Source organism: Micromonospora sp. CNZ296 (assembly GCF_007827635.1).
The window spans coordinates 47400-71313 of record NZ_VISW01000001.1; the positions used below are offsets into that span (position 1 = coordinate 47400).

General features: G+C 74.4%; 18 protein-coding genes. 9 read left to right on the top strand and 9 right to left on the bottom strand.

Translation table 11 applies throughout. From position 1 onward, the window contains the following. Nucleotides 1–18: 18 nt before the first annotated feature. The gene (locus FB455_RS00250; protein ID WP_013287758.1) at nucleotides 19–567 is read right to left on the bottom strand and encodes a hypothetical protein; all 549 of its coding nucleotides are present in this window, start codon (nucleotides 565–567) and stop codon (nucleotides 19–21) included. Nucleotides 568–748: 181 nt separating this feature from the next. On the opposite strand from FB455_RS00250, the gene FB455_RS00255 reads away from it, so the two are divergent. Continuing rightward, nucleotides 749–1642 (top strand): Vgb family protein, encoded by an 894-nt coding sequence (locus FB455_RS00255; protein WP_013287757.1) that lies wholly within the window; start codon nucleotides 749–751, stop codon nucleotides 1640–1642. Nucleotides 1643–1708: 66 nt separating this feature from the next. On the opposite strand, the gene FB455_RS00260 is transcribed toward FB455_RS00255, so the two are convergent. Then, nucleotides 1709–2590 (bottom strand): S66 peptidase family protein, encoded by an 882-nt coding sequence (locus FB455_RS00260; RefSeq protein ID WP_221488452.1) that lies wholly within the window; start codon nucleotides 2588–2590, stop codon nucleotides 1709–1711. Between the two features lie 112 nt (nucleotides 2591–2702). Here FB455_RS00260 and FB455_RS00265 point away from each other — a divergent pair, with 112 nt between their 5' ends. Both FB455_RS00265 and FB455_RS00270 read left to right on the top strand, forming a co-directional pair. After that, nucleotides 2703–3470, top strand: coding sequence for a type 1 glutamine amidotransferase (locus tag FB455_RS00265; protein WP_013287755.1), 768 nt, complete (start codon nucleotides 2703–2705; stop codon nucleotides 3468–3470). Between the two features lie 2 nt (nucleotides 3471–3472). Further along, complete coding sequence (locus tag FB455_RS00270) at nucleotides 3473–6496, top strand: bifunctional [glutamine synthetase] adenylyltransferase/[glutamine synthetase]-adenylyl-L-tyrosine phosphorylase (RefSeq protein WP_013287754.1); 3024 nt, start codon at nucleotides 3473–3475, stop codon at nucleotides 6494–6496. Between the two features lie 185 nt (nucleotides 6497–6681). On the opposite strand, the gene FB455_RS00275 is transcribed toward FB455_RS00270, so the two are convergent. Then, nucleotides 6682–8382, bottom strand: coding sequence for a hypothetical protein (locus tag FB455_RS00275; RefSeq protein ID WP_145751722.1), 1701 nt, complete (start codon nucleotides 8380–8382; stop codon nucleotides 6682–6684). A 36-nt stretch (nucleotides 8383–8418) separates the two neighbouring features. Here FB455_RS00275 and mptB (FB455_RS00280) point away from each other — a divergent pair, with 36 nt between their 5' ends. After that, complete coding sequence (gene mptB, locus FB455_RS00280; RefSeq protein WP_091331074.1) at nucleotides 8419–9831, top strand: polyprenol phosphomannose-dependent alpha 1,6 mannosyltransferase MptB; 1413 nt, start codon at nucleotides 8419–8421, stop codon at nucleotides 9829–9831. Nucleotides 9832–9842: 11 nt separating this feature from the next. Further along, nucleotides 9843–11324, top strand: a complete 1482-nt coding sequence (gene mptB / locus FB455_RS00285; RefSeq protein WP_145751724.1) for a polyprenol phosphomannose-dependent alpha 1,6 mannosyltransferase MptB — start codon at nucleotides 9843–9845, stop codon at nucleotides 11322–11324. Here mptB (FB455_RS00285) and FB455_RS00290 read toward each other — a convergent pair. Together FB455_RS00290 and glnA are read right to left on the bottom strand one after the other, a co-directional pair. Next, the gene (locus tag FB455_RS00290) at nucleotides 11314–11853 is read right to left on the bottom strand and encodes an ATP-binding protein (protein ID WP_013475688.1); all 540 of its coding nucleotides are present in this window, start codon (nucleotides 11851–11853) and stop codon (nucleotides 11314–11316) included. The genes mptB (FB455_RS00285) and FB455_RS00290 overlap by 11 nt on opposite strands. A gap of 164 nt (nucleotides 11854–12017) precedes the next feature. Continuing rightward, the gene (gene glnA, locus FB455_RS00295; RefSeq protein ID WP_013287749.1) at nucleotides 12018–13442 is read right to left on the bottom strand and encodes a type I glutamate--ammonia ligase; all 1425 of its coding nucleotides are present in this window, start codon (nucleotides 13440–13442) and stop codon (nucleotides 12018–12020) included. Between the two features lie 129 nt (nucleotides 13443–13571). Between glnA and FB455_RS00300 the strand changes: the two genes are divergently transcribed. Continuing rightward, nucleotides 13572–14027, top strand: a complete 456-nt coding sequence (locus FB455_RS00300; protein WP_013287748.1) for an RDD family protein — start codon at nucleotides 13572–13574, stop codon at nucleotides 14025–14027. Between the two features lie 61 nt (nucleotides 14028–14088). Here the strand turns inward: FB455_RS00300 and FB455_RS00305 are convergent, their stop codons facing one another. Beyond that, nucleotides 14089–14778, bottom strand: a complete 690-nt coding sequence (locus tag FB455_RS00305) for a DUF4191 domain-containing protein (RefSeq protein ID WP_013287747.1) — start codon at nucleotides 14776–14778, stop codon at nucleotides 14089–14091. A 213-nt stretch (nucleotides 14779–14991) separates the two neighbouring features. Between FB455_RS00305 and FB455_RS34140 the strand changes: the two genes are divergently transcribed. Both FB455_RS34140 and FB455_RS00310 read left to right on the top strand, forming a co-directional pair. Continuing rightward, nucleotides 14992–15162 (top strand): hypothetical protein, encoded by a 171-nt coding sequence (locus FB455_RS34140; protein ID WP_013287746.1) that lies wholly within the window; start codon nucleotides 14992–14994, stop codon nucleotides 15160–15162. A 212-nt stretch (nucleotides 15163–15374) separates the two neighbouring features. Beyond that, nucleotides 15375–18299, top strand: coding sequence for an ATP-binding protein (locus FB455_RS00310; RefSeq protein ID WP_327652137.1), 2925 nt, complete (start codon nucleotides 15375–15377; stop codon nucleotides 18297–18299). A gap of 203 nt (nucleotides 18300–18502) precedes the next feature. Here FB455_RS00310 and FB455_RS00315 read toward each other — a convergent pair whose 3' ends face one another. Further along, entirely contained in the window at nucleotides 18503–20332 is a 1830-nt protein-coding gene (locus FB455_RS00315) for a DUF423 domain-containing protein (RefSeq protein WP_486481483.1), read from the bottom strand. A 60-nt stretch (nucleotides 20333–20392) separates the two neighbouring features. Continuing rightward, nucleotides 20393–21382 (bottom strand): lipoyl synthase, encoded by a 990-nt coding sequence (gene lipA / locus FB455_RS00320; RefSeq protein ID WP_013287743.1) that lies wholly within the window; start codon nucleotides 21380–21382, stop codon nucleotides 20393–20395. Nucleotides 21383–21794: 412 nt separating this feature from the next. On the opposite strand from lipA, the gene aspS reads away from it, so the two are divergent. Beyond that, nucleotides 21795–23081: an aspartate--tRNA(Asn) ligase gene (gene aspS, locus FB455_RS00325; RefSeq protein ID WP_013287742.1), complete on the top strand. Its 1287-nt coding sequence runs from the start codon at nucleotides 21795–21797 to the stop codon at nucleotides 23079–23081. A 438-nt stretch (nucleotides 23082–23519) separates the two neighbouring features. Here aspS and FB455_RS00330 read toward each other — a convergent pair whose 3' ends face one another. Further along, nucleotides 23520–23912, bottom strand: a complete 393-nt coding sequence (locus FB455_RS00330) for a VOC family protein (protein ID WP_013287741.1) — start codon at nucleotides 23910–23912, stop codon at nucleotides 23520–23522. Nucleotides 23913–23914: the final 2 nt, after the last annotated feature.

A 23914-nucleotide genomic window follows, 5' to 3' on the forward strand; every position in this document is an offset into this window, starting at 1 on the left:
GGCGGCGGGGCCACCGCGTCACTTGCCGCCCTGGCCCTCCTGCTCGGCCTCGGCGCCCTGGTCGGCCTTGCCCTCCGGGCCGCCCTTGTCGCCACCCTTGCCGTGGTGGCCGGGCCTGCCGTCCGGGCCGCCCTTGCCCGGGCCCGGGAACACGCCCGCCTCGGCGGCCTTGAGCACCGCGTCGGCCTGCTCCTGGGTGAGCTTGCCGTCGGTGACGGCCTGGTCCAGCCGCTCCTTCAGCGCGGCCTGCCGGTCCTCGGTCGACGGCCGCTCCGGCCGCTCCGGGCGATCGCCCTGGCGCTGCTCGTGCAGCTTCTCCAGCGCCGTGGTGACCTTGTCGGTCGAGACGCCCAGCTCCTTGGCGAGCGCCTCGGCGAACTCGGCCTGCCGGTCGGCGTGCTTCTGGCGGCGGTCGTCACCCTGGTCGGTGGTGCTGCTGGCGCTCGAAGACGGGTTCGGGCTCTTGTCGTCGGCGAGCGCCACCGTCGGGGCGGCGATCCCGACGCCGAGCACGCCGGCGGCGGCCAGGCCGGCCAGCAGGTGCTTCTTCGACATCGTGCGGATCATGCGATTCTCCTGTTCGGTGGTGGTGCGATGACGTCACCGACAGTGGTCGCCGGAACTGAGGGCCACCCGTGGCGAACCTGTCAGCGAGCTGGCAATCCCGTCCGGAAGGCCCGAATTATTCGTGTTGCCGGGGTGCCGGAGCGCCCGCGAGGCTAGGCGAAACCCGACGAAAGGCCACTCGATGACACAGCCCGCCATCCGCGAGATCCCGCTCACCGGGCCGGGCTCCGGGCCGTACTCGATCACGGTGGGGCCCGACGGCGCGCTCTGGCTGGCGCTGGCCGGCTCCGGCGGCGTCGCCCGGCTCGGCCTCGACGGTGAGGTACGGACCTACCGCGACGACCCGCCCGGCAGCCGCCCGCTGATCATCGTCGGCGGCCCCGACGGCGCGCTCTGGTACACCCGCTCGGGCGACGACCGGCTCGGCCGGATCACAGTCGACGGCGAGACCGGCTCGGTGGCGCTGCCGCCCGGCTGCGGCCCCTGCGGGCTGGTGGTCGGTGCGGACGGCGCGCTCTGGTACGCCGGCATGAGCGACGACACGATCGGCCGGGTGAGCGTCGACGGGGAGGTGACGTCCTTCCCGCTGCCGGTGACCAAGGGTTTCCCGTCGATGCTGGCGGCCGGCCCGGACGACGCGCTCTGGCTCACGCTCAACCAGGCGAACGCGATCGCCCGGGTCGGCCTGGACGGGTCGGTGACTGTGCATCCGCTGCCCACCGAGGCGGCCGGGCCGGTCGGCATCACCCGGGGCGGTGACGGCGCGCTCTGGTTCGTCGAGATCGTCGCCGGGCAGATCGGCCGGATCACGCCGGACGGGCGGATCGACGAGTTCCCGCTGCCGGACCGGGCGGCGCGCCCGCACGCCATCGTCGCCGATCCGGCCGGTGGCTGCTGGTTCACCGAGTGGGGCGCCAACCGCATCGGCCACATCGACCCGGACGGCCACATCACCGCCCACACCCTGCCCACCCCGGCCTCGGAACCCCACGGCCTCACGGTCACCCCCGACGGCGCGGTCTGGGCCGCCTTGGAGATCGGCGCCGTGGCCCACCTCACGCCCTCGCCGCGTTGATCATGAGGTTGGCGGCAGTTGTGGATCTCTGAACTGCCGCCAACCTCATGATCGCCGGGGTGGGCCTCAGCCTTGGCGGACGGCGGCGGTCGCCGTCAGGGTGCCTGTGGTGGCGTCCAGGGTGGCGGGGGTACCCACCGGGACGGTGAGCTGGTTGGGGCCGTGGCCGATGGGCAGGCCGCCGAGGACCGGCACGCCCAGGTCGCCCAGGCGGTCGGTGAGCACGTCCACGACCGTGGTGTCCCAGCCGTCCGCGCACTCGGTGAACTGGCCGACAGCCACCCCGGCGATCCCGTCCAGCGCACCGCAGCGGCGCAGGTGGGTGAGCATCCGGTCGATCTTGTACGGCGGCTCCTGCACCTCCTCGACCAGCAGGATCGCCCCGGTCAGGTCGGGCATGTCCGGGGTGCCGATGGACGCGGTGATCAGGCACAGGTTGCCGCCGAGCAGCCGGCCCTCGGCCCGGCCGGGCACCCGCACCGGGAACGTCTCCTCCGCCTCGACCGCCGTCACCGTCACCGGCTCGGCGCTGGTCAGCGCGGCGTGCAGCGACTCCGCCGAGCGGATCGGCGTGCGCTCGTCCCGCCACGCGGCGCCCGGCCCGTGCACCCCGGCCAGGCGGGCGCCCCGCCAGAGCGCGAACTGCAACGCGGTGATGTCGGAGAACCCGGCCACCACCTTCGGATCCCGGCGTACCGCCGCCATGTCGATCAGGTCGACCACCCGCTGCGCGCCGTAGCCGCCCCGGGTGCAGATCACCCCGCGGATCTCCGGGTCGGCGAACGCCGCGTTCAGGTCCGCGGCCCGCAGCGCGTCGTCGCCGGCCAGGTAACCCCGCCTGGCGTACGCGTTCGGCGCGGGCACCGGCCGCAGCCCCCAGCCGGTGAGCAGCTCGATGCCGCGGGCCACCCGTTCGGGACGGGTCGGCCCGGACGGGGACACCAGCATCACCGCGTCGCCGGGACGCAGGGCCGGTGGGCGCAGGCAGTCGTCAGGCACGATCGGAGCCTAGGGCCTGCCGGACCGTGCCCTGTCGGGCGTACCGGTTAGCCTCGACGTCGTGGCGACCGCGCTGGTGATCGAAAACGACCCGACCGACGACCTCCGCCGCCTGGGGGAGTGGCTCAGCGAAGGGGGCCTTGAGCTGCGCGTGCTGCGTCCGCACGCCGGTGACCCGCTCCCCGGCGACCTGGAGGGGTACGCCGCGCTCGTGGTGCTCGGCGGCGACCAGCAGGCATACCCGGGGTCCGACGGCGGCCCCGGCGCGCCCTGGTTCCCGGCGCTGGAGGGGCTGCTGCGCAAGGCGGTCCGCGGGCGCGTGCCCACGCTCGCCGTCTGCCTCGGCGCGCAACTGCTGGCCACCGCGCACGCGGGCCGGGTCGAACGCAGCCCGTCCGGTCCGGAGGTCGGTCCGGCGCTCGTCGGGCGGCGCGACGCCGCCGAGGACGACCCCCTGTTCCGGTACGTGCCGCTGATGCCCGACGTCCTCCAGTGGCACGCCGACGAGATCACCGAGCTGCCGCACGGCGCGACGCTGCTCGCCGCGTCCACCCGCTACCCGCACCAGGCGTTCCGGCTCGGCGACCGGGCCTGGGGCCTGCAGTTCCACATCGAGTGCGACACCGCGATGATCGCCGAGTGGTCCCGCGACTCGGCCGTGCTGGCCGAGCTGGGCTACGACCCGGAGCTGGTGGTGGCGGCCTGCGACCGGGTGATGGCCGACGTCGAGGAGGCGTGGCAGCCGTTCGCGATCCGGTTCGCCGCGCTCGCGCTCGGCGAACTCGGCGACGACAACCCGCGCCGTAGCCTGCCGCTGCTCGGGGCCTGACGGTGACCCGGCCGGCCCGCGGGCGCCTGGCCCGCTACGGATTCGCCGAGGGCGACGGCGCCACCCGCGCCGCGGACCTGCTCGGCCCGGACGGGCTTGCCCTGTGGCGGCCCGACACCCAGGAACCCGCCGACGAACGCGCCGCCGAACTGCTCGCCGCGCTGTCCCGCGCCGCCGACCCGGACCTGGCCCTGCGTCAGCTGCACCGGCTGGTCGAGTCCGAGCGGCGCTCCGGCGACGAGGTGGCCGTACGCGACGCCCTGGCCGCCGACCCCGGGCTGCGCCGCCGGCTGATCGCGGTGCTCGGCGCCTCGTCCGCGCTCGGCGACCATCTGGTCGCCAACCCCGGGCAGTGGGCGGTGCTGGCGACCGAGCCGGACGGGCTCGCCCCCACCGCGGAAGGGCGGCTCGACCTCGGCGTCGCCGCCCGGCTCACCACCGTCACCGGCGCGGTCCCGCTGCTGCGGCAGGCGTACCGGCTCGCGCTGCTGCGGATCGCGGCGGCCGACCTGACCGGCGGGCGCGGCCTGGAGCAGACCATGGCGGCGCTGTCCGGGCTGGCCGACGCCACGCTGGCCGCCGCCTACGACATCGCCGCCGACGAGCTGCCGGAGGGCACGCCGCGCCCCCGGCTCGCAGTGGTGGCGATGGGCAAGTGCGGTGGCGACGAGCTGAACTACGTCTCCGACGTCGACGTCATCTTCGTCTCCGCCACCGACGACGACCTGCCCGCCGCGACCCAGATCGCCACCCGGCTGATCCAGATCTGCGGGCTGGTGGCGTGGCCGGTCGACGCGGCGCTGCGTCCCGAGGGCAACCGGGGGCCGCTGGTGCGCACGCTCGCCAGCCACCTCGCCTACTACAAGCGCTGGGCGCGCACCTGGGAGTTCCAGGCGCTGCTCAAGGCCCGCCCGGCCGCCGGAGACCTGGAACTCGCAAAGGAGTGGATCGACGCGCTGGCCCCGCTCGTGTGGACCGCCGCCGAGCGCCCCGAGGCGGTCGAGGACGTCCGGTCCATGCGCCGCAAGATCCTCGACAACGTGCCGCCGAAGGAGCTGGAACGCGAGATCAAGCGCGGCCCGGGCGGGCTGCGCGACATCGAGTTCGCCGTCCAGCTGCTCCAGCTCGTGCACGGCCGGGGCGACGAGTCGCTGCGGGTGCCCGGCACCGTGCCGGCGCTGCGCGCGCTCGTCGCCGGCGGCTACGTGGGCCGCGCCGACGGGGAGGCTCTCCTGCGCGGCTACCGCTTCCTGCGCGCCGTCGAGCACCGGCTCCAGCTCCAGGCCCTGCGCCGCACCCACACCGTGCCGACCGAACCGGCCGCGCTGCGCTGGCTCGCCGCCGCGCTCGGCTACGCGGCCACGCCGGGCCGCAGCGCCGTCGAGGAGTTCCGCGCCGAGTGGGTCACCCACGCCACCGAGGTACGCCGGCTGCACGCCAAACTGCTCTACCGGCCGCTGCTCGAATCCGTGGCCCGCGTACCGGCCGAAGGGCTGCGCCTCACGCCCGAGGCGGCCCGGCACCGGCTGGAGGTGCTCGGCTTCGCCGACCCGGCCGGCGCGCTGCGGCACCTCCAGGCGCTCACCGGCGGGGTCAGCCGGACCGCCGCCATCCAGCGCACGCTGCTGCCGGTGCTGCTCGACGAGTTCGCCGACGCCCCCGAACCGGACCGCGGACTGCTCAACTACCGGCAGGTCTCCGACAAGCTCGGCAGCACCCCCTGGTACCTGCGCCTGCTGCGCGACTCCGGCCCGGTGGCGCGCCGGCTGGCCCGGGTGCTGTCCTCGTCCCGGTACGCGGCCGACATGCTGGCCCGCGAACCGGAGGCGCTGCGGCTGCTCGCCGAGGACAGCGAACTGACCCCGCGTCCACGGGAGACGCTCGTCGACGGCTTCGCCGCCGCTGCCGCCCGCCACGACGACCCGGTCGAGGCGATCCGGGCGGTCCGCGCGCTGCGCCGCCGGGAACTGGTCCGGATCGCCGCCGCCGACGTGCTCAGCCGCGCCGGTTCGCTCGCCCCGCTCACCCCGCGCCCGGTCGGCGGCGGGGAACGCCGGCCCACAGTGGTGGACGTGACGGCTGTCGGCACCGCGCTGTCGCACGTCGCCGACGCCACGCTCGCCGCCGCGCTGCGCGCCGCCCGTACCGTCCACCCCGGACCGTCCGGCCTGCGCTTCGCGGTGATCGGCATGGGCCGGCTCGGCGGGTACGAGTCGAACTACCTCTCCGACGCCGACGTGCTGTTCGTCTACGACCCGCCGCCCGGGGTGGAGGAGAGCGCGGCGAGCGCAGCAGCGCACGCCGTCGCCGAGGAGTTGCGCCGGCTGCTGTCCGCGCCCGCCCCCGACCCGCCGCTGGGCGTCGACGCCGACCTGCGCCCCGAGGGCCGGCAGGGCCCGCTGGTCCGCAGCCTGGCCGCGTACGCGCAGTACTACGCGCGCTGGTCCCGGGTGTGGGAGGCGCAGGCACTGCTGCGCGCCCGGTTCGTCTGCGGCGACGCCGACCTGGGCGCCGAGTTCGAGGCCATGATCGAGCCGGTGCGCTATCCGGCCGAAGGGCTGAGCCGCGAGCAGGTGGTCGAGATCCGCCGGATCAAGGCGCGGGTGGAGACCGAGCGGCTGCCCCGGGGCGCCGACCCGGCCACCCACACCAAGCTGGGCCGGGGCGGGCTGGCCGACGTCGAGTGGGCGGTGCAGTTGCTGCAGCTCCGGTACGCCGGTCAGGTGCCCGCCCTGCGCGGCACCCGTACGCTCGACGCCCTCGCCGCCGCCCGCGACGCCGGGCTGCTCGACGCCTCCGACGCCGCCGAGCTGGCAGCCGGCTGGACGCTCGCCGCCGAGGTGCGCGACGCGCTGATGCTGGTACGCGGCCGGGCCGGTGACCAGTTGCCCCGGCACGGGGTGGAGCTGGCCGGTGTGGTGCGGCTGCTGGGGCGCGAGGACCAGGGCGAGTTCCTCGACGAGTACCTGCGCACCGGCCGCCACTCCCGCACAGTCGTCCAGCGAATCCTGGAGTCCCCCCTCTAGACCCGGGCCCGGATGCCGGCCCGGGTGCCGCGGCGTGCCGGGGCCTCGCTGACCGCCTTCGCTGCTCCTCTACCGAGGCTTGTCCCGACACGCGAGCCATGCGTTCCGCATCTCGGGAGCGCCGAGAGATCTTGGTAGCAAACGGCCCCTATGAGGGCCTTTTCGTACCAAGATCTCTAGCCGGGTCAGCTCGTGAGGGTGTAGGTGCCGGGTTGGGGGACCGTTACGGTGGTCCACTTACCGGCTCGGGTGACCGTGGCGCCGTTGGAGACGGTGAGCCAGCGGTCGTGGCGTACCCGGATCGGGATCGGGCCGGGGGCGAGGGCGCGGAACGTGATCGAAGCGCCGTCCTGGCTGATCAGCTCACCCGGCGCGCCGACGATCGGGGTGGGTTCGGCCACCGCGTACAGCTTCCAGTGCCGGTTCGACCAGACCTCGGTCAGGTACGGCTGGCCCAGCTCGACCAGCTTCGCCTCGGATCGCCCCACCCAGGAGAACTCGGCATCGGGCACTGCCACGTACTGCACCGCGTTGTCGGCCAGCCAGTCCCGGTAGGTAACGGAGGTCAGCGGAATGCCGGTGCCGTCCGCGCCGGGCACCGTGGTGAAGAACAGCGGGTTGCGGTCGATGTCGGCCTGGCGTAGCCAGCCCCGGGCCAGCGGCACCTCACCCATCCGGGCCGCCTCCCAGTAGTTGCGGGTCGGCGGCACCTCCACCCGTCCGGTGAGCCCGCGCCGGGCCAGTTCCGCGCGCAGCGGAGCGAAGTACGCCGGGTCGGCCGTCGGATCGTCGGCGCTGCGCAGGTCGGCGGTGACCACCGGCGGCTGCCACCAGCAGACGACGGCGAGCAGGGCGGCCAGCCCGGCCGCTCCGACAGCCCGGCGGGACCGACCCTGGCCGAGCCGGCCAATGCCATGCGCGTCGCTGTCGGGACGGCCCGCGCCGAGTCGGCCCGCACCGAGTCGGCCGCCGAGGCGGCTCGCGGTGAACCATGCGGGGGTCGTCGCCGCGGCGGCCAGCACCGGCAGCGCGAACATCACCACCAGGCGGGTCGCGTTCAGCCCGACCGGCGTGTGCAGCAGCGCCGACGCCAGCACCCCGGCCGCGGACAGCAGCGCGCCCACCCGCACCGGCCGGTACGCCACGAGAGCCGCCACCACCAGGCTCGTCACCACGGCGTGCACGGTGTCGGCCGTGCTGATGTTCATCCAGCCGCCCTCGCCGAACAGCAGCCCGGTCACTGCGAGCGGCACCGCGGCCGGTACGGCGAGCAGCAGGCCGTCGGCGTACCGGCGGGACAGCAGCAGCGCGACGCCGGCGAGCCCGACGAACAGCCCGGCCACCGGGCTGGCCGCCGAGGCGAGCAGCGCGGCGGCACCGGCGGCGACGGCCGCCCAGACGTTCCGGCCGCCACCGGCAGCGACACCATCGGCAGCGGCGGCGGCGAATCGGGTGCGGCGGGCGGGCAGCGTGAGCGCGAGCAGCGCGGCCAGGCCGAACGCGACGCCGAGGGCGTACGTGACCCGGCCGGACACCAGGTTGCCGGCGATCGTGACCACGCCGACCAGGCTGCCGAGCAGCGGACGGGGCACCCGGGTCCGCACCAGCAGGGCGGCGAACGCGGTGGCGGAGGCGAGCAGGGCGAGCGCGCCGGTGACGCGTACCCCGAGCAGCGCCATCAGCGGCGGCGAGACGAGGCTGTAGCCCCACGGGTGCACGCCGCCGTACCAGCGCAGGTCGACCAGGGCGGCCCCGTGCTCGGCGAAGAACCCGGCGCGGGCGACCTGCGCGGACAGGTCCGAGCCGGTGGCCGGCAGCGTGAGGTAGAGCACGCAGAGGACGAGCGCCGACACGGCGGAGACCGCCACCACCCGACCGCCCCGCATGCCCACCTCCTGATCGCGAACCACCGTACTGGCAGCATGTCGGACGTGCCTCACCACCTCTCGCGCTGGATCGGCCTGGCGGGTTCGGTGCTGCTCGCCGTGGCCGCGTTCCTCGGCGGCGCACTGCCCGACGGCGAGTTGCGTCCCACCCCGGTCAGCATCTGGCAGGGCCCGAACGGGCCGCTGATCATCGGGTTGTGGCTGGTCGGCACCGCGCTGCTGGCGTGGGCCTGGTGGTCGCTGCGGGACCGGGTGCCGTCGTCCCGGTGGGTGCTGGTCACAGTCGCGCTGTGGCTGCTGCCGATGCTGGTCGCGCCGCCGCTGGGCAGCCGGGACGTGTACGCGTACGCCTGCCAGGGCGCCAGCTTCTCCGCCGGGATCAACCCCTACGAGCAGGGCGTCTCAGCGCTGCCCTGCCCCTGGCTGGACACCATCTCCTACATCTGGCGGGACACCCCGGCGCCGTACGGGCCGCTGTTCGTGCTGCTCGCCGGTGCGGTGGTGGAGGCCGCCGGTTCGCTGCTCGCCGCCGTCGCGCTGTTCCGGGTACTCGCCGTGGCCGGGGTGGCGCTCACCGCGTGGGCGCTGCCGGTGCTGGCCCGCCGGTGCGGGGTGCCGCCGCGGCGGGCGCTCTGGCTGGCGCTGGCGAGCCCGCTGGTGCCCGTGCACCTGGTCTCCGGCGCGCACAACGACGCGCTGATGATCGGCTTACTGGTCGCCGGGCTGGCGGTGGTGGCGGCCCGTCCGGGCCGGCCCGGACCGCTGCTCGCCGGTGGGGTGCTGCTCGGACTCGCCGCCGCCGTCAAGGTCACCGCGCTGGTCGTGATGCCGTTCGCCGCGCTGGCCGCGATCGTCGGGGCGTACCGGATCAGGACGCTGGTGCGCGACGGCGGGTGGGTGGTCGGCGGCTCGCTCGCCGCGCTCGCCGCCGTGACCCTCGCCTCCGGGCTGGGGCTGGGGTTCGTCGGCGGGCTGGAACAGGGCGGGCTGGTGGTGGCCTGGACGTCGCCGCCGACGGCGGTGGGGCAGACCGTCGGCTACCTGCTCGCGCCGTTCGGCGTGCACGTCGACGCGCTGCCGGTGACCCGGGCGATCGGCATGGTCGTGCTGGTCGCCGTGCTGATCTGGCTCTGGTTCCGGTCGTTCCGTCGCGGTGAGCCGTTCTGGCACGCCGGGCTGGCGCTGACCGCCACCGTCGCGCTCTCCCCGCTGTTCCACCCCTGGTACTGGCTGTGGCCGCTGGCCGTGCTCGCCGCCACCGCGCACCGCACGCTCTGGTTCTCGATCGTCACCGTGGTGTCGTCGTTCCTGGTGCTGGCCGACGGCACCGGTTTACCCCGGTACACCAAGATGCCCGGTGCGCCCTTGATGACCCTGTTCGTGATCGGGGTGGTCGTGTGGTTGGTACGGTCGGCTCGCAAGGGCCGGCAGCCGGTTCCCGTGGACTGAGGAGTGTGCCGGTGAGCGAGCCCGACGGACCCGTCCGGCCGATCGCCGCCGGTCTCGCCCGCTACGCCGGCCTCGCCGGTGCCGTACTGCTCACCGTCGCCGGATGGCTCGGCGGCGCGCTACCGGGCACACCACCGCGCGGCACGCTCGCCGCGATCTGGGCCGCACCGCACGGGCCGGTGACGCTCGGCTGCTGGCTGGCCGGGACGCTGCTGCTGGTGGGCGCCTGGTGGTCGCTGCGGTGGGGCGCCCCGTCCGGCCGGTGGGCGTACGTGACCGCCGGGCTCTGGTCGCTGCCGCTGCTCGCCGCGCCGCCGATCGGCAGCCGCGACGTCTACTCGTACGCCTGCCAGGGCTGGACGTGGACGCAGGGGCTCAGCCCGTACCGGGTGGGGGTCGCCGCGGCCGGCTGCCCGTGGACCGACTCGGTGTCGCCGATCTGGCGGGACACCCCGGCGCCGTACGGGCCGTTCTTCGTGCTGCTGGCCGGGCTCGCAGTCCTCGCCGGTGGCGGCCTGATCGGGACGGTCGTGGCGCTGCGGCTGGTCGCGGTGGCCGGGGTGCTGCTGGCCGCGCTCTGCCTGCCCGGCCTGGCCCGCGCCGCCGGGGTGCCCACCCGCCGCGCCGCCTGGCTGGTGCTCGCGTGCCCGCTGGTCGGGATCCACCTGGTGGCGGGCGCGCACAACGACGCGCTCGCGCTCGGGCTGCTCCTGCTCGGCCTGCTGGTGCTGGTCCGCCTGCCGGGCAAGCCGCGCGCGCTGCTGGTGGCCGGGGTGCTGCTCGGCCTGGCCGTGGCGGTGAAGGCGGTCGCCGTCGTGGCGCTGCCGTTCGCGGCGCTCGCCGCCGTGCTCGGCCGCTACACCTGGCGGGCGCTGCTGCGCGACGGCGGGCAGCTGGCCGCGTCGGTGCTCGGCACGCTGCTGGTCGTGTCGCTCGCCACCGGCCTCGGGCTGGGCTGGGTGGAGGGGCTCGGCCACAGCGGCGACTCGCAGCAGTGGACCTCCCCGCCCACAGCCGTCGGCTTCGTCATCGACTACGGCGGTGAGCTGGCCGGCCTACGACCGCAGGCGGTGTCGGTGACCCGGGGGGTCGCGCTGGTGCTGCTCGCCGGGACGCTCGTCGCCCTGTGGTGGCAGGCGTGGACGGCGCTGCGGCGGCTCAACGACACCCGGCAGCGGGTGGCCCGGTTGACGCTGGCCCGGCCCCGGGTGGCGCTGCTCGGCGCGGGGCTGGCGCTCGCCGCCACGGTGCTGCTCGCCCCGGTCTTCCACCCCTGGTACGCGATCTGGCCGCTGACAGTGCTCGCGGTCGCGGCGGTGCCGCTGGCCCGGCAGGTCTGGTTCGTGGCGCCCTGCGCGGTCGCCTCGGCGCTCACCCTGCCGGACGGATCCAACCTGGCCCGGTTCAGCAAGGCACCGGGCGCGGTGCTGATGACGGTGCTGGTGGTGGTCGTGGCGGTCGTGTGGACGTTCCCACGCGGTTCTAGGAGATGAAGGCAGGCCAGCGGTGCCTGCGCCACTCGTCCCAGGTGGCGAACCCGGCCGGTGGATCGTCGACAGGTTCACTGCCGTCCAGTTCCCCCGGCGTCGGGATGCTCATGACGGCAGCCCACGTGGCGAGTTCCTCGTCGGACATGTGCCAGGTCGTGTGCGGCTCCTCGGCCTGCCGCCGGTCAAGCCGTTGCCGCTGCTCGGCCGGTGTGAGCTGGAAGTAGCGCATCGTCACCGACGCTCCGAGGTCGGCTGCTGCCTGTCGTAGAGCCGAGCGCTCATCTCGGCCCCAGAGGCCGAAGTCGATGACGACGTTGACGCCGAGTTCGAGCGCCCGCAGCGCGATCTCGATGAGCCGTCCCTCGATGACGTCCGAAGCCGACGGCGGGTTCGCCAGCCCGTAGAGGGCCTTCACCCACTCGTCCTTCGTCAGACGAAGGGCCTTCTCCTCGACCTCTATGCGCCGCGCCTCCGTGGTCTTCCCGGTGCCCGGCAGTCCTACGGTCAGGAACAGCGTCGGTCGTGTTGTCATCACTACCCCTACGAGCGGTCGCCTCATCATCGCTGACATCCGGCCATGCCACGATCAGCACGCGACCGCTCGACACGAAACGGCGGCCACGCCGGCTGTGAGCCGGCATGACCGCCGTCCGTCAGGTCGGACCCGATTCGTGCGGGTCGGCGCCTTGATCTACCTCAGCAGTCGAAGTACATCGCGAACTCGTGCGGGGTCGGGCGCAGACGCACCGGATCGACCTCGTTGGCCCGCTTCCAGTCGACCCAGGTGGAGATCAGGTCCGGCGTGAACACGCCGCCGTCGAGCAGGTAGTCGTGGTCGGCCTCGAGCGCGTTGAGCACCTCGGGCAGCGAACCCGGGACCTGCTTGACGTCGCCCCACTCCTCCGGCGGGAGGTCATACAGGTCCTTGTCGATCGGCGCCGGCGGCTCGATCTTGTTCTTGATGCCGTCCAGGCCGGCCATCATCATCGCCGAGAACGCCAGGTACGGGTTGCTCGACGGGTCCGGCACCCGGAACTCGACGCGCTTGGCCTTCGGGTTGCTGCCGGTCACCGGGATGCGGGTGCACGCGGAGCGGTTGCGCTGCGAGTAGACCAGGTTGACCGGCGCCTCGAAGCCCGGCACCAGACGACGGTAGGAGTTCACCGTCGGGTTGGTGAAGGCCAGCAGCGACGGGGCGTGGTGCAGCAGGCCGCCGATGTACCAGCGGGCGGTGTCGGACAGCCCGGCGTAGCCGGTCTCGTCGTAGAACAGCGGCTCGCCGCCACGCCACAGGCTCTGGTGGGTGTGCATGCCGGAGCCGTTGTCGCCGAACAGCGGCTTGGGCATGAACGTGGCGGTCTTGCCGGCGGCCCAGGTCTCGTTCTTGACGATGTACTTGAACAGCTGGAGCTGGTCGGCGGCGTGCAGCAGGGTGGAGAACTTGTAGTTGATCTCCGACTGGCCGGCGGTGCCGACCTCGTGGTGCGACCGCTCGACCGTGAAGCCACCGTCGACGAGACGCCGCACGATCCGGTCGCGCAGGTCGGCGTAGTGGTCCACCGGCGGCACCGGGAAGTAGCCGCCCTTGTACGCGGTCTTGTAACCGCGGTTGCCGCCCTCCTCGATCCGGCCGCTGTTCCAGGCGCCCTCGATCGAGTCGATGTAGTAGAACGACTGGTGTGCCGAGGTCTCGTGGCGGATGGAGTCGAAGATGTAGAACTCCGCCTCGGCGCCGAAGTAGGCGGTGTCGGCGATGCCGCTCGCCGCCAGGTACGCCTCGGCCTTCTTCGCCACGTTGCGCGGGTCGCGGGAGTACGCCTCGCGGGTGAACGGGTCGTGGATGAAGAAGTTGAGCGCGAGCGTCTTCTGGGCCCGGAACGGGTCGATGAAGGCGGTGGCGACGTCCGGCAGCAGGAGCATGTCGGACTCGTGGATGGCCTGGAAGCCGCGGATCGAGGATCCGTCGAAGGCGAGGCCGTCGGTGAAGACGCTGTCGTCGAACGACTCGACCGGCAGGTTGAAGTGCTGCATCACGCCGGGCAGGTCACAGAAACGTACGTCGACGAACTTCACGTCCTCGTTGGCGAGGTATCGCAGGAGTTCCTCGGAATTGGCGAACACACGTCCTCCTGGCAGGTCCACTCCGTTAGCTGGCTACTGGCGACGCTATGGCCGGGGGGTTGCCCGGCCGTGTCTCGTCTGTTTCCGCCGTGTTACGTCGCTTGCGGAGCGTCATCCCGGCACCCTCTGATGCCGAATGTCGTATTTTTCGTCAGGGGTCGCGGCGGCGCTACCCTGGCCGCTGTGACCGATACCGCCGCCACACCGGTGCCGCCCGCCACCGACCCCGCCTTCACCCCGCCCAGCCTCGGCCGCCGCTTCGGCGCCCTGATCATCGACTGGGTGCTGTGCCTGATGGTCGCCCGGGCCTTCTCCGACCCGGTCCGCGACGGCTGGCCGCCGGTCCTGGTGCTGATCCTGGAGTACGGCTTCTTCATCGGCCTGTTCGCCCAGACCCCCGGCATGTACCTGACCCGGCTGCGCTGCGTGTCCTGGGCCGACGGCGGCCGGATCGGGTTGCTCCGCGGACTGCTGCGCGGCTTCCTGCTGGCCCTCGTGGTGCCGGCCCTGCTCATGGACGAGCACCGGCGCGGCCTGCACGACCGGCTCGCCGGGTCCGTCGTCACCGACGCCCCGCGCCGCTGACCCGCACGAAGAAGGAGCCGGCCCCGCACGGGACCGGCTCCTTTCTCGCGTACGCCGGAGGTCAGCGACCCCGGGTCTGCCGGAACGCGCCACGCGCCGGCCGCATGTTCTTCGGGATCGCGCCCTTGGGCATCTGCGGCCGCGCGGTGAGCGCCTTGAGCCGCTTGTCGAGCGCGTTGACGTCCTTCGGGGACAGGGCGCGGGGCAGCCGCATCAGCGTCATCCGCAGCTTGCGGACCGGCAGCTCACCCTCGCCCTGCCCGATCACGTAGTCGTGCAGCGGGGCGGTGCCGATCACCTTCGCCAGGCGGCGCTTCTCCTGGCCGAGCAGGCCGCGTACGCGCTGCGGGTTGCCCTCGGCCAGCAGGATCACACCCTGCCGGCCCACCACCAGGTGCACCATGTCCATCTGGGTGGTGGAGCTGACCGCCGGGGTGACCCGCCAGTCGCCGCGCATGCTCTCCATGATCTGCGCCGCCGCACCCGGCTGCCCCTCGGCGGCGTTCATCATCGCCTTGTTGGAGCGCAAGTTGAGCACGATCAGCACGGCGAGCAGGGCGAGCAGGATGCCGATCGGCAACCAGATCCAGCCCCAGGCGATCACCGCGACCACGGTGAGCGCGAGCGGGATCAGCACCGCCGCCGCGGTCAGCGGCGCGAACCACTTGTCCTGCTTGGCGGTGAACCGGAACACCATCCCGATCTGCTTCAGCCGCTGGCCGAACGAGACCTTCTCCTGGGGCTTTGCCATACCGCAGAGTCTAGTGGTCGGCGCGCACCCCGTTGATCCGTGGCCGCCCCCTGCGCCGTGGGCTGAGTACCTTACCGCCGCGCCGTCCCGAATCGGCCCGCCGGTAAGGAGGCGGGACGGCCGAAGATCAGGCGGCGTACCCATGCCCCGGGGGCACCTTCGCGTGGAGAGTCGATCTCGACAGGGACACACCGCACGACAGGGAGATCCGAGATGTTCGGCAACGACGCAGACCTCATCCTCAGCATCCACCGCAGCCACGCCGCCGAGCTGCAGGCCGACGCGGCCCAGGACCGGCTTGCCCGGTCGCTGCCACGCCGGCACCCGCGCGGCTGGCTCAGCCGCCGCCAGCACAACGCCCGCCCCGCCGACGCCCGCCGGTGACCACACCGGCGGCCGTCGCCGGGCTCGCCGGTGCGGCCGGTGCTGTGGGTCGTGGGGAGTTCGCCGGTCCGGCCGTCCCCGGGAATGTGGGCGCGGCCGGTGCCGTGGGGGAGTTCGCCGGTCCGGCCGTCACGGGGGCGGCCGGACCGGCGGCCTTCCGCCGTCCGATCGGCCCGGTAGGGCCGTCGGAGGGCCGTGGCATGCTCGACGGCGTGACCGTACGCGCCGCCAGCACCGTCCTCGTCGGCCGCCGGCCCGAGCTGGCCGCGCTCGGCGACGCGCTGGCCCGGTCCCGGACCGGCGAGCCGGCGACGGTGCTCGTCGGCGGCGAAGCGGGCGTCGGCAAGACCCGGCTGCTGGAGGAGTTCGGCACGCAGGTGGACGCCGCCGGCGCGCGCCTGCTCGTCGGCCAGTGCCTGGAGCTGGGCGAGGCGGGCCTCCCGTTCGCCCCGTTCGCCGCCGCGCTGCGCGACGTGCTGCGCCACGACGGGCCGGCCGCCTTCGCCGGCTACGAGGCGGAGTTCGCCCGGCTGCTGCCGGAGCTGGCCCGGATGCCCGCAGGCGTCGCCGCGCCCGCCGGGCCGGCCCTCGCCGACACCCCGCGCGGCTACCTGTTCGACCTGGTCGCCGAGCTGTTCCGGCGGATCGCCGAGGAACGCCCGCTGGTGCTGGTGATCGAGGACCTGCACTGGGCCGACCGGTCCACCCGGGATCTGATCGGCTTCCTGGTGCGGGCCGCCCGCGCCACCCGCCTGCTGGTGGTCTGCACGTACCGCACCGACGAGCTGCACCGGGGGCACCCGCTGCGGCCGTTCCTCGCCGAGCTGGACCGGGTCCGCGGCGTGGACCGGATCGAGCTGGGCCGCCTCGACCGCGACGGCACCGCCGCCGTGCTGGCCGACCTGCTCGGCACCGAGCAGGTCGCCCGGACCGTCGACGACGTGCACGAACGCACCCAGGGCAACCCGTTCTTCATCGAGGAGCTGGCCGCCGCCGGTGGCCCGGTCGGCTGCGCGGCCATCCCGGAGACGCTGCGCGACCTGCTGCTGGCCCGCGTCGACCGGCTGCCCGAGCCGGCCCAGCGGGTGCTGCGGATCGCCGCCGCCGGGGGCACCCGGTTCGCCCACCAGCTCCTCGCCGAGGTGGCCGGCCTGCCCGAGGCCGAACTGGAGGACGCGCTGCGCGCCGCCGTCGCCGGTCAGCTCGTGGTGGCCGACCCGGACGGCGACTACGAGTTCCGGCACGCGCTGGTCCGCGAGGCCGTGCACGACGACCTGCTGCCCGGCGAGCACGCGCGGCTGCACGCCCGGTACGCCGCGGCGATCGAGGCTCAGCCGCACCTGGTCGCCGCCGGTCGCGCGCCGGCTGAGATCGCCCACCACTGGTACGCGGCACACGACCACCCGCGCGCGCTCACCGCGGCCCGGGTCGCCGCCGAGGCGGCGGCCGAGCGGTACGCGTACGCCGAGCAGAGCCGGCTGCTGGAGCGCGTCCTCGAACTCTGGGAGCAGGTGCCCGACGCCGCCGACCGGCTCGGCATGGACCACCTGCGGGTGCTGGAGGACACGCTCACCGCGGCGGTGACCGCCGGAGACCTCAGCCGGGCGCTCACGCTCACCCGGGCCGCGCTGGCCGAGGTCGACTCCGACGCCGAACCGCTGCGCGCGGCGCGCCTGCTCGACCACCGGGGCCGGTTGTTCGCGCTGCTCGGCAAGAGCGACGGCGCGGCCGAGCTGCGCGAGGCGTACCGGCTGGCGGCGGGTGCGCCGCACGGCCCGGAACGTCTCGGCGTGCTCGCCGACATCGCGTCGCACCTGATGAAGGTCGACCCTCGGGAGGCCGCCTCGGTCGCCACCGAGGCCGCGGCCGGCGCGTCCGAGGTCGGCACCGACCTGGTGCTGCTGCCCACCCGGATCGCCCTGCTGCACCGCATCGACGGCACGCCGGAGCTGGGGCTGGCCGAGCTGCGCCGGGTGGAGGCGCGGGCCCGGGCGGCCGACGACTCGTGGGCCCTGGTCAGCGCACTGGTCTTCCTCTCCGACGTGCTCTACGAGCTGGGCCGCTACGACGAGTCCGAACAGGCGGCCGCGGCCGGGGTGAGCGAGGCGCGCCGGGTCGGCATCAGCCGCTCGATCGGGGCGTACCTGCTGTCGAACCGGGCCGAGGCACTGATCGCGCTGGGCCGCTGGGACGAGGCGGACGCCACCTGCGCCGAGGCCGCCCGCATCGACCCGCCCGGCGTGTCCGGGCTGCACTGGCTGCAACTGCGCGCCGGGCTCCACCTCGCCCGCGCCCATCCGGGCGCGGACGAGGTCGTCGGGCGGGCGCTGGCGTTCCTCGGCCGCCCGTACCTCTGGCCGAACCACCGGCTGCCGCTGCACGAGCTGCGCGTGGAGGCGGCGCTCGCCGCCGACGACAAGCCCGAGGCGGTACGCGCGGCGCGCGCCGCCCTGGCCGACGCGCACCTGGCCGACCTGCCCCGCGAGGGCTGGCCGGTGCTGAACGCGCTGGCGCGTACCGCCGCGCTGACCGGGGACGCGACGCTCGCCGCCGACGTGTCGGCGGTGGCCGCCGCGCTGCCGGCCCGGCACCCGGCCGAGCACGCCCACGCCGCCCACGTCACCGCGATCCTCGGCGGGACGGCGCCCACCGGTCCCGCCGACGCGCTCGCCGCGTGGCGGGCGACGGTGGCGGCGTGGCGGACGGCCGGGCAGCCGTACCCGCTGGGCCGGGCGCTGCTCGGGCTGGCCGAGGCGGCCGCGGCAGCGGGCGAGCGGGACGAGGTGGCCGCCGCGGTACGGGAGACGGCCGAGCTGGCCGCCCGGCTGGGTGCCACCCCGCTGGGCGAGCAGGCGGCGACGCTTGCCCGCCGGGTCGGGCTGCGCGGCACCGGGCGCCCCGGGCCGGACCTGCTGACCAGCCGGGAGCAGGAGGTGCTGCGGCTGGTCGCCGAGGGGCACAGCAACAGCCGGATCGCCGAGCGCCTGTTCATCTCGCCGAAGACGGCGAGCGTGCACGTCTCCCGGATCATCGCCAAGCTCGACGTGACCAACCGGGTGGAGGCCGCCGCGCTGGCGCACCGCCTCGGCCTGCTCGACCCTCCGCCGCCCGCCCCGGCACAGCGCCGCGCCCGGTAGCGCGCCGAACCATCCCGCTTCGCGTCAGGACGCGTCAGGCCGATCGAGCGCCGGGCCGGTCGGGCGTCGGGCCGGTCGGGCGTCGGGCCGGTCGGGCGTCGGGCCGGTCGAGCGTTAGGCCGGCCGGGCGCCGGGCCAGCGAGCGCCACAGCCGAGCGCCACAGCCGAGCGCCGGGCCGGGCCGGTAGCCGGCCGGGCTTGCGTCAGCGGCGGGGCAGGTAGATCCGCCAGCCGGCCACCGCGACCACGTCGAGCGCGTCCGATTCGGCGCCGACGCGTTCGTCCAGCCGCGCGGCCAGCGGCGAGCCGGCCGGTGCCACCCACGCCGCGTCCGGGTCGGCGGCCACCTCCCGCCGGTACGCGGGCAGCCTGTCGAAACCGGGGGTCAGGTCGTCGTCGACCACGGCGCAGAGCACGTTCTCGCCTGTCGCGTAGGTGAGCCGGTTGCACGTCCAGTAGCCGCCGCGGACGTTCCGCACGTCGAGCGCGCCGAGCGTGTCCACGAGCGACCGGTGCCGGTCCGCCTCGGCGTGCACGCCCGGCGCGGTCCGCGCCACGTCCACAGTGGCCGCCACGCCGGTGCCGAGCACCCCCGCGATAACCGCCAGCGCCCCGACCCCCGCCATCCGGGCCCTCCGCCCTCGCGCCGCCTTGATCGACTCCACTTCGGGGAGATGGCGGTATCCACCCTCCTCCGATGCCGCCACCTCGGCGAACTGGCGTTCGGCGGGCCGGTCTGATGCCGCCACCTCGCCGAACTGGCGTTCGGCGGGCCGGTCCGATGCCGCCACCTCGGCGAGCTGGCGTTCGGCGGGCCGGTCTGATGCCGCCACCTCGGCGAGCTGGCGGCGCGCCGTCAGCCGGTGAGCAGCGAGCGGGCGGGCGGCCTGCCACAGTGGCCAGAGCAGGGCCGGCACGGCGACCGCCAGGCACGACAGGTAGCGGCTGCTCTCGATCGGCGTCTGCCCGGCCGCGTTGCTCACCGCGTACGCGCCGAGCACACCCGCCGCGCCGCCGAGCAGCGCGAGCCGCACCCCGGCCTGCACCCGCTCCGGTGAGCCCGGCCCGCCCGAGGTACGGCGAAGCGTGTGCCACGCGGTGAACGCGGCGAGCACCAGCAGCACCGGGAAGACGACGGCCCACCAGAGCTGCCAGGTGGCACACCGGCCGGGGGAGCAGAAGCCCATCGCCAGCGGCGGCCCGAGGACCAGCGCGCCGTGCAGCCGGTCCGCCCAGTCGGCCGGTGTGCCCGTGCCACCGGCCGCCAGTACCGCGGTCACCGGGTTGCGGCCGTGCCGGATGCTGTCCACGAGCATCGGCGCCGCGCCCAGCAGCAGTGCGCCGGCCAGCACCACCCCGGCCCGGCCGGCCAGCTCCCGCCACCGGCGGGCTACGAGCAGCGCGCCGAGCGTCAGCACGTACGGCAGGATCAGCGGATCCACCCAGAGCAGCACTCCGGCGACCAGTCCCCAGGCCGCCCAGCGGGGCAGCCGCGCGCCCGCCCCGGTCAGGCAGAGCCCGACCGTCAGCAGCGCCAGCGCGGCACCGGCCGGGTTCAGCTCCGGGTAGCCGCCACCGGCGATCAGCTGGTTCTTCACCACCCGGTCCGCGCCGAGCGCCAGCACGGCGACCACCAGCAGGGCGTACCAGCGGTCACCGCCGAGCCGCCGGGTCAGCCGCCAGGACAGCAGCAGGAACAACGCGTACAGCGCCAGCGTGGGCACCCGCAGCACGAGCACCGACGGTCCGGCCAGCGCGACCAGCGGCGCGGCCAGGTACGCCTCCAGCGTGCCCATGTACGCCTGGCCGTAGAACCACACCGGGAAGCCGTCACCGCGGGCGATGTGCAGGGCGGCCAGCCCCATCGTCGCCTCGTCGCTGTTGGTGGGCGGCGCGTCGGCGAACAGCAGCGCCAGCCGGTAGCCCACACCGGCGAACCCGACGAGCAGGGCGAGCAGAGTGGGAAACGGCAGCCGCCGGGGCGTACGAGGGCGCACGGCTTCGCGTGGCTCCTCGCGTACCCCGGCGGTCATGCCTGTGATCATGGCATCCGGCAGGCGGCCGGCGGCGGGTGACGCGGTGGTCGGCCGGCCTCAGCCGGCGACGGTGACCTCCCGGCGGGCGTCGAGCGCCTGCTGGTAGAGGCGGCCCGCGCGGTACGACGAGCGGACCAGGGGACCGCTCATCACGCCCGCGAAGCCGATCTCCTCGGCCTCCTCGCGCAGCTCGACGAACTCCTCCGGCTTGACCCAGCGGGTCACCGGGTGGTGCCGGGGGGAGGGGCGCAGGTACTGCGTGATGGTGATCAGTTCGCAGCCCGCCTCGTGCAGGTCTCGCAGCGCCTGGGACACCTCGGCGCGCTCCTCGCCCATGCCGAGGATCAGGTTGCTCTTGGTGACCAGGCCGTCGGCCCGCGCCTGGCGGATCACGTCCAGCGAACGCTCGTAGCGGAACGCCGGGCGGATCCGCTTGAAGATGCGCGGCACGGTCTCCACGTTGTGCGCCAGCACCTCGGGCCGCGAGCCGAAGACCTCGGCGAGCTGCTCGGGCACGGCGTTGAAGTCGGGGATCAGCAGCTCGACACCGCAGCCGGACTGAAGCGCGTGGATCTGCCGGACCGTCTCGGCGTAGAGCCAGGCCCCGCCGTCGGGCAGGTCGTCGCGGGCGACACCGGTGATGGTCGCGTAGCGCAGACCCATCGCGGCGACCGACTCGGCGACGCGCCGCGGCTCGTCGGCGTCGAACTCGGCCGGCTTGCCGGTGTCGATCTGGCAGAAGTCGCAGCGCCGGGTGCACTGGTCACCACCGATGAGGAAGGTGGCCTCCCGGTCCTCCCAGCACTCGTAGATGTTGGGGCAGCCGGCTTCCTGGCACACGGTGTGCAGCCCTTCGCGCGAGACGAGCCCGCGCAACTGGGTGTACTCCGGGCCCATCTTGGCCTTGACCTTGATCCACGGCGGCTTGCGCTCGATCGGCGTCTCGGCGTTGCGCGCCTCGATCCGCAGCATCCGCCGCCCCTCCGGGGCGACAGTCGCGGTGCGCGCTGGCTGCTCAGTCGTCGGCGCGGATTGCTCGATCGTCACAAAACCGAGCGTACGCCGGTCGGTGCCGGTCGATGAACGAGGGCGACGGCCGTCACGCCGGAATGGCTGTGACACCGGACACCAGGGGCGAAAAAACCCGGTCACAGCGCGGCGCGTGCGGTGCTAGCGTGCCGGGCAGAGCTGTGACGGAGCCGAGTAACGGGCCGATCCGCCAGTCGAGAGAGCCGCCGGTTGCTGTGAGGCGGCCTGGCGCCGGTCCGTGAAGACCCTCCCGAGCTGCGGGAAGAACGGCGTTTCGCGCCCAGTAGAGCCCGCCCGGCCGGCCCCGGTGAAAAGGCGACGAACGAGGCTCCCGCCCTGGCGGGGGCGAAGGTGTGGTGGCACCGCGAGGTTCCCGCTCGCCCACACCTCCCTGGGGATCGCGTTGCGATTGGTCAAGGAGGTAGTCGTCGTGCAACGCATCCTGTCCACAGAACTCCCCGCCCGTGTGGGCGCCACAGTGCGGCTCGCCGGCTGGGTCCACCGCCGCCGGCTGCTCAAGTCGGTGGCCTTCCTGATCGTCCGGGACGCCGCCGGGCTCGCCCAGGTGGTGGTCGCCGCGCCCGCCGTGCGGGAGCAGGTCGAGGCGCTCACCGAGGAGACTGTCGTCGAGGTCGTCGGCACGGTGGTCGCGAACCCCACCGCGCCCGCCGGGGTCGAGGTCGTCGAGCCGACGGTACGTCCGCTCGGGCCGCCCGCCGTCCCGCCCCCGTTCGACCTGTACCGGCCGGTGCTCACCGCCACCCTGCCCACCCAGCTCGACCACGCGCCGGTCGCGCTGCGGCACCCGGTCCGCTCCGCCGCGCTGCGGATCTCGGCGGCGGCCGTGTCCGGCTTCCGGGCCACGCTCGACGGGCGGGGCTTCGTCGAGGTGCACACGCCGAAGGTGGTCGCCTCGTCCACCGAGAGCGGAGCTAACGTGTTCGCGCTGGACTGGTTCGGGCGGCCGGCCTACCTGGCGCAGTCGCCGCAGTTCTACAAGCAGCTCATGGTCGGCGTCTTCGAGCGGGTGTACGAGGTGGGGCCGGTGTTCCGCGCCGAGCCGCACGACACGGTGCGCCACCTGGCCCAGTACACGTCGCTCGACGTGGAGCTGGGCTTCGTGGCCGACCACCGGGACGTCATGGCGGTGCTGCGGGAGACGCTGGCCGGGATGGTGGCGACGGTCGGCGAGCGGGCCGGTGGCGCGCTGGCGACGCTCGGCGTGACGGTGCCGGAGGTGCCGGCCGAGATCCCGGCGGTGCACTTCACCGACGCGCTGAAGATCGCCGGAGCGCCGGCGGACGAACCCGACCTTGCGCCGGCGCACGAGCGGGCGCTGGGGGAGTGGGCGCTCCGCGAGCACGGCAGCGACTTCCTCTTCGTCACCGGGTACCCGATGGCGAAGCGCCCCTTCTACACCCATCCGGACCCGGCCCGGCCCGCGTACTCCAACGGTTTCGACCTGCTGTTCCGGGGCGTGGAGCTGGTGACCGGCGGGCAGCGGCTGCACCGGCACGCCGACTACCTGGCCGCCCTGGCGGCGCGGGGCGAGCCGGTGGAGCCGTACGCCGGGTACGTGGACGCGTTCCGGCACGGCATGCCGCCGCACGGCGGTTTCGCGATCGGGCTGGAGCGGTTCGTCGCCCGGCTGGCCGGGGCGGCGAACGTCCGGGAGGTGACCGCCTTCCCGCGCGACCTGCACCGCCTCACGCCCTGACGGCGGGGCGCGGGCTCGCCATCGGGACCGTCGGTCTCGCCGCCGCTCTCCGGAATCGGCTCGAATCTGCCACTGAGAGTGACGATAGGTCGCTCGGCCTTGCGGTCACGCTCGGTGAGGGTTGTTTCGGGGTGGTCGAGCTGCCCTCGACGCCAACGCATTGCGCTGAGCTGGGGTTATGGCGGACGGGCCTCGGGAGGGAGGGAAGGGTGTCTGCGCCCTTTGCTCTGCAGCCACTGGCGCAGCGGTTGACCGGGAGTGACCGTTGCGGATCCGGCTGCAGAGCAAAGTCGGCGGGAGGCCACATGCTGCGGGCGCAGCCTTGTTACTCACCGTGACCGACGGCGAGGCGGGGCCTGGGTGGGCGGCGGGCCTGGGCGGGCGGTGGCCCTGGGCGGGCGGCGATCCGGACCGGTCGCACACCGCGCCGCCGAGCGGTCAGGCCGGGCCGAGCAGGTCCCAGGAGTTGCCGGCGATGTCGCGGAAGACCGCGACCCGGCCGTACGGCTCGGTGCGGGGCGGCCGGACGAACTCGACGCCCGCGTCGACCATCCGGCGGTGCACCGCCTCGAAGTCGTCGACCTGGAGGAAGAAGCCCACCCGGCCGTGGGTCTGGTCGCCGACCGCGCCGGCCTGGTGCTCGCCGTCGGCACGGGCCAGCAGCAGGCCGGTGCCGCCGCCCGGCGGGCGTACGACCACCCAGCGCTTGGGCCGGCCGTCGTTCGTCAGCGACGGCTTGTCCTCGGCCAGCTCGAACCCGAGCACCTCGGTGAAGAAGGCGATCGCGGGGTCGTACTCGGTCACGACGAGCGTGACCAGGTCGAGCCGCACGG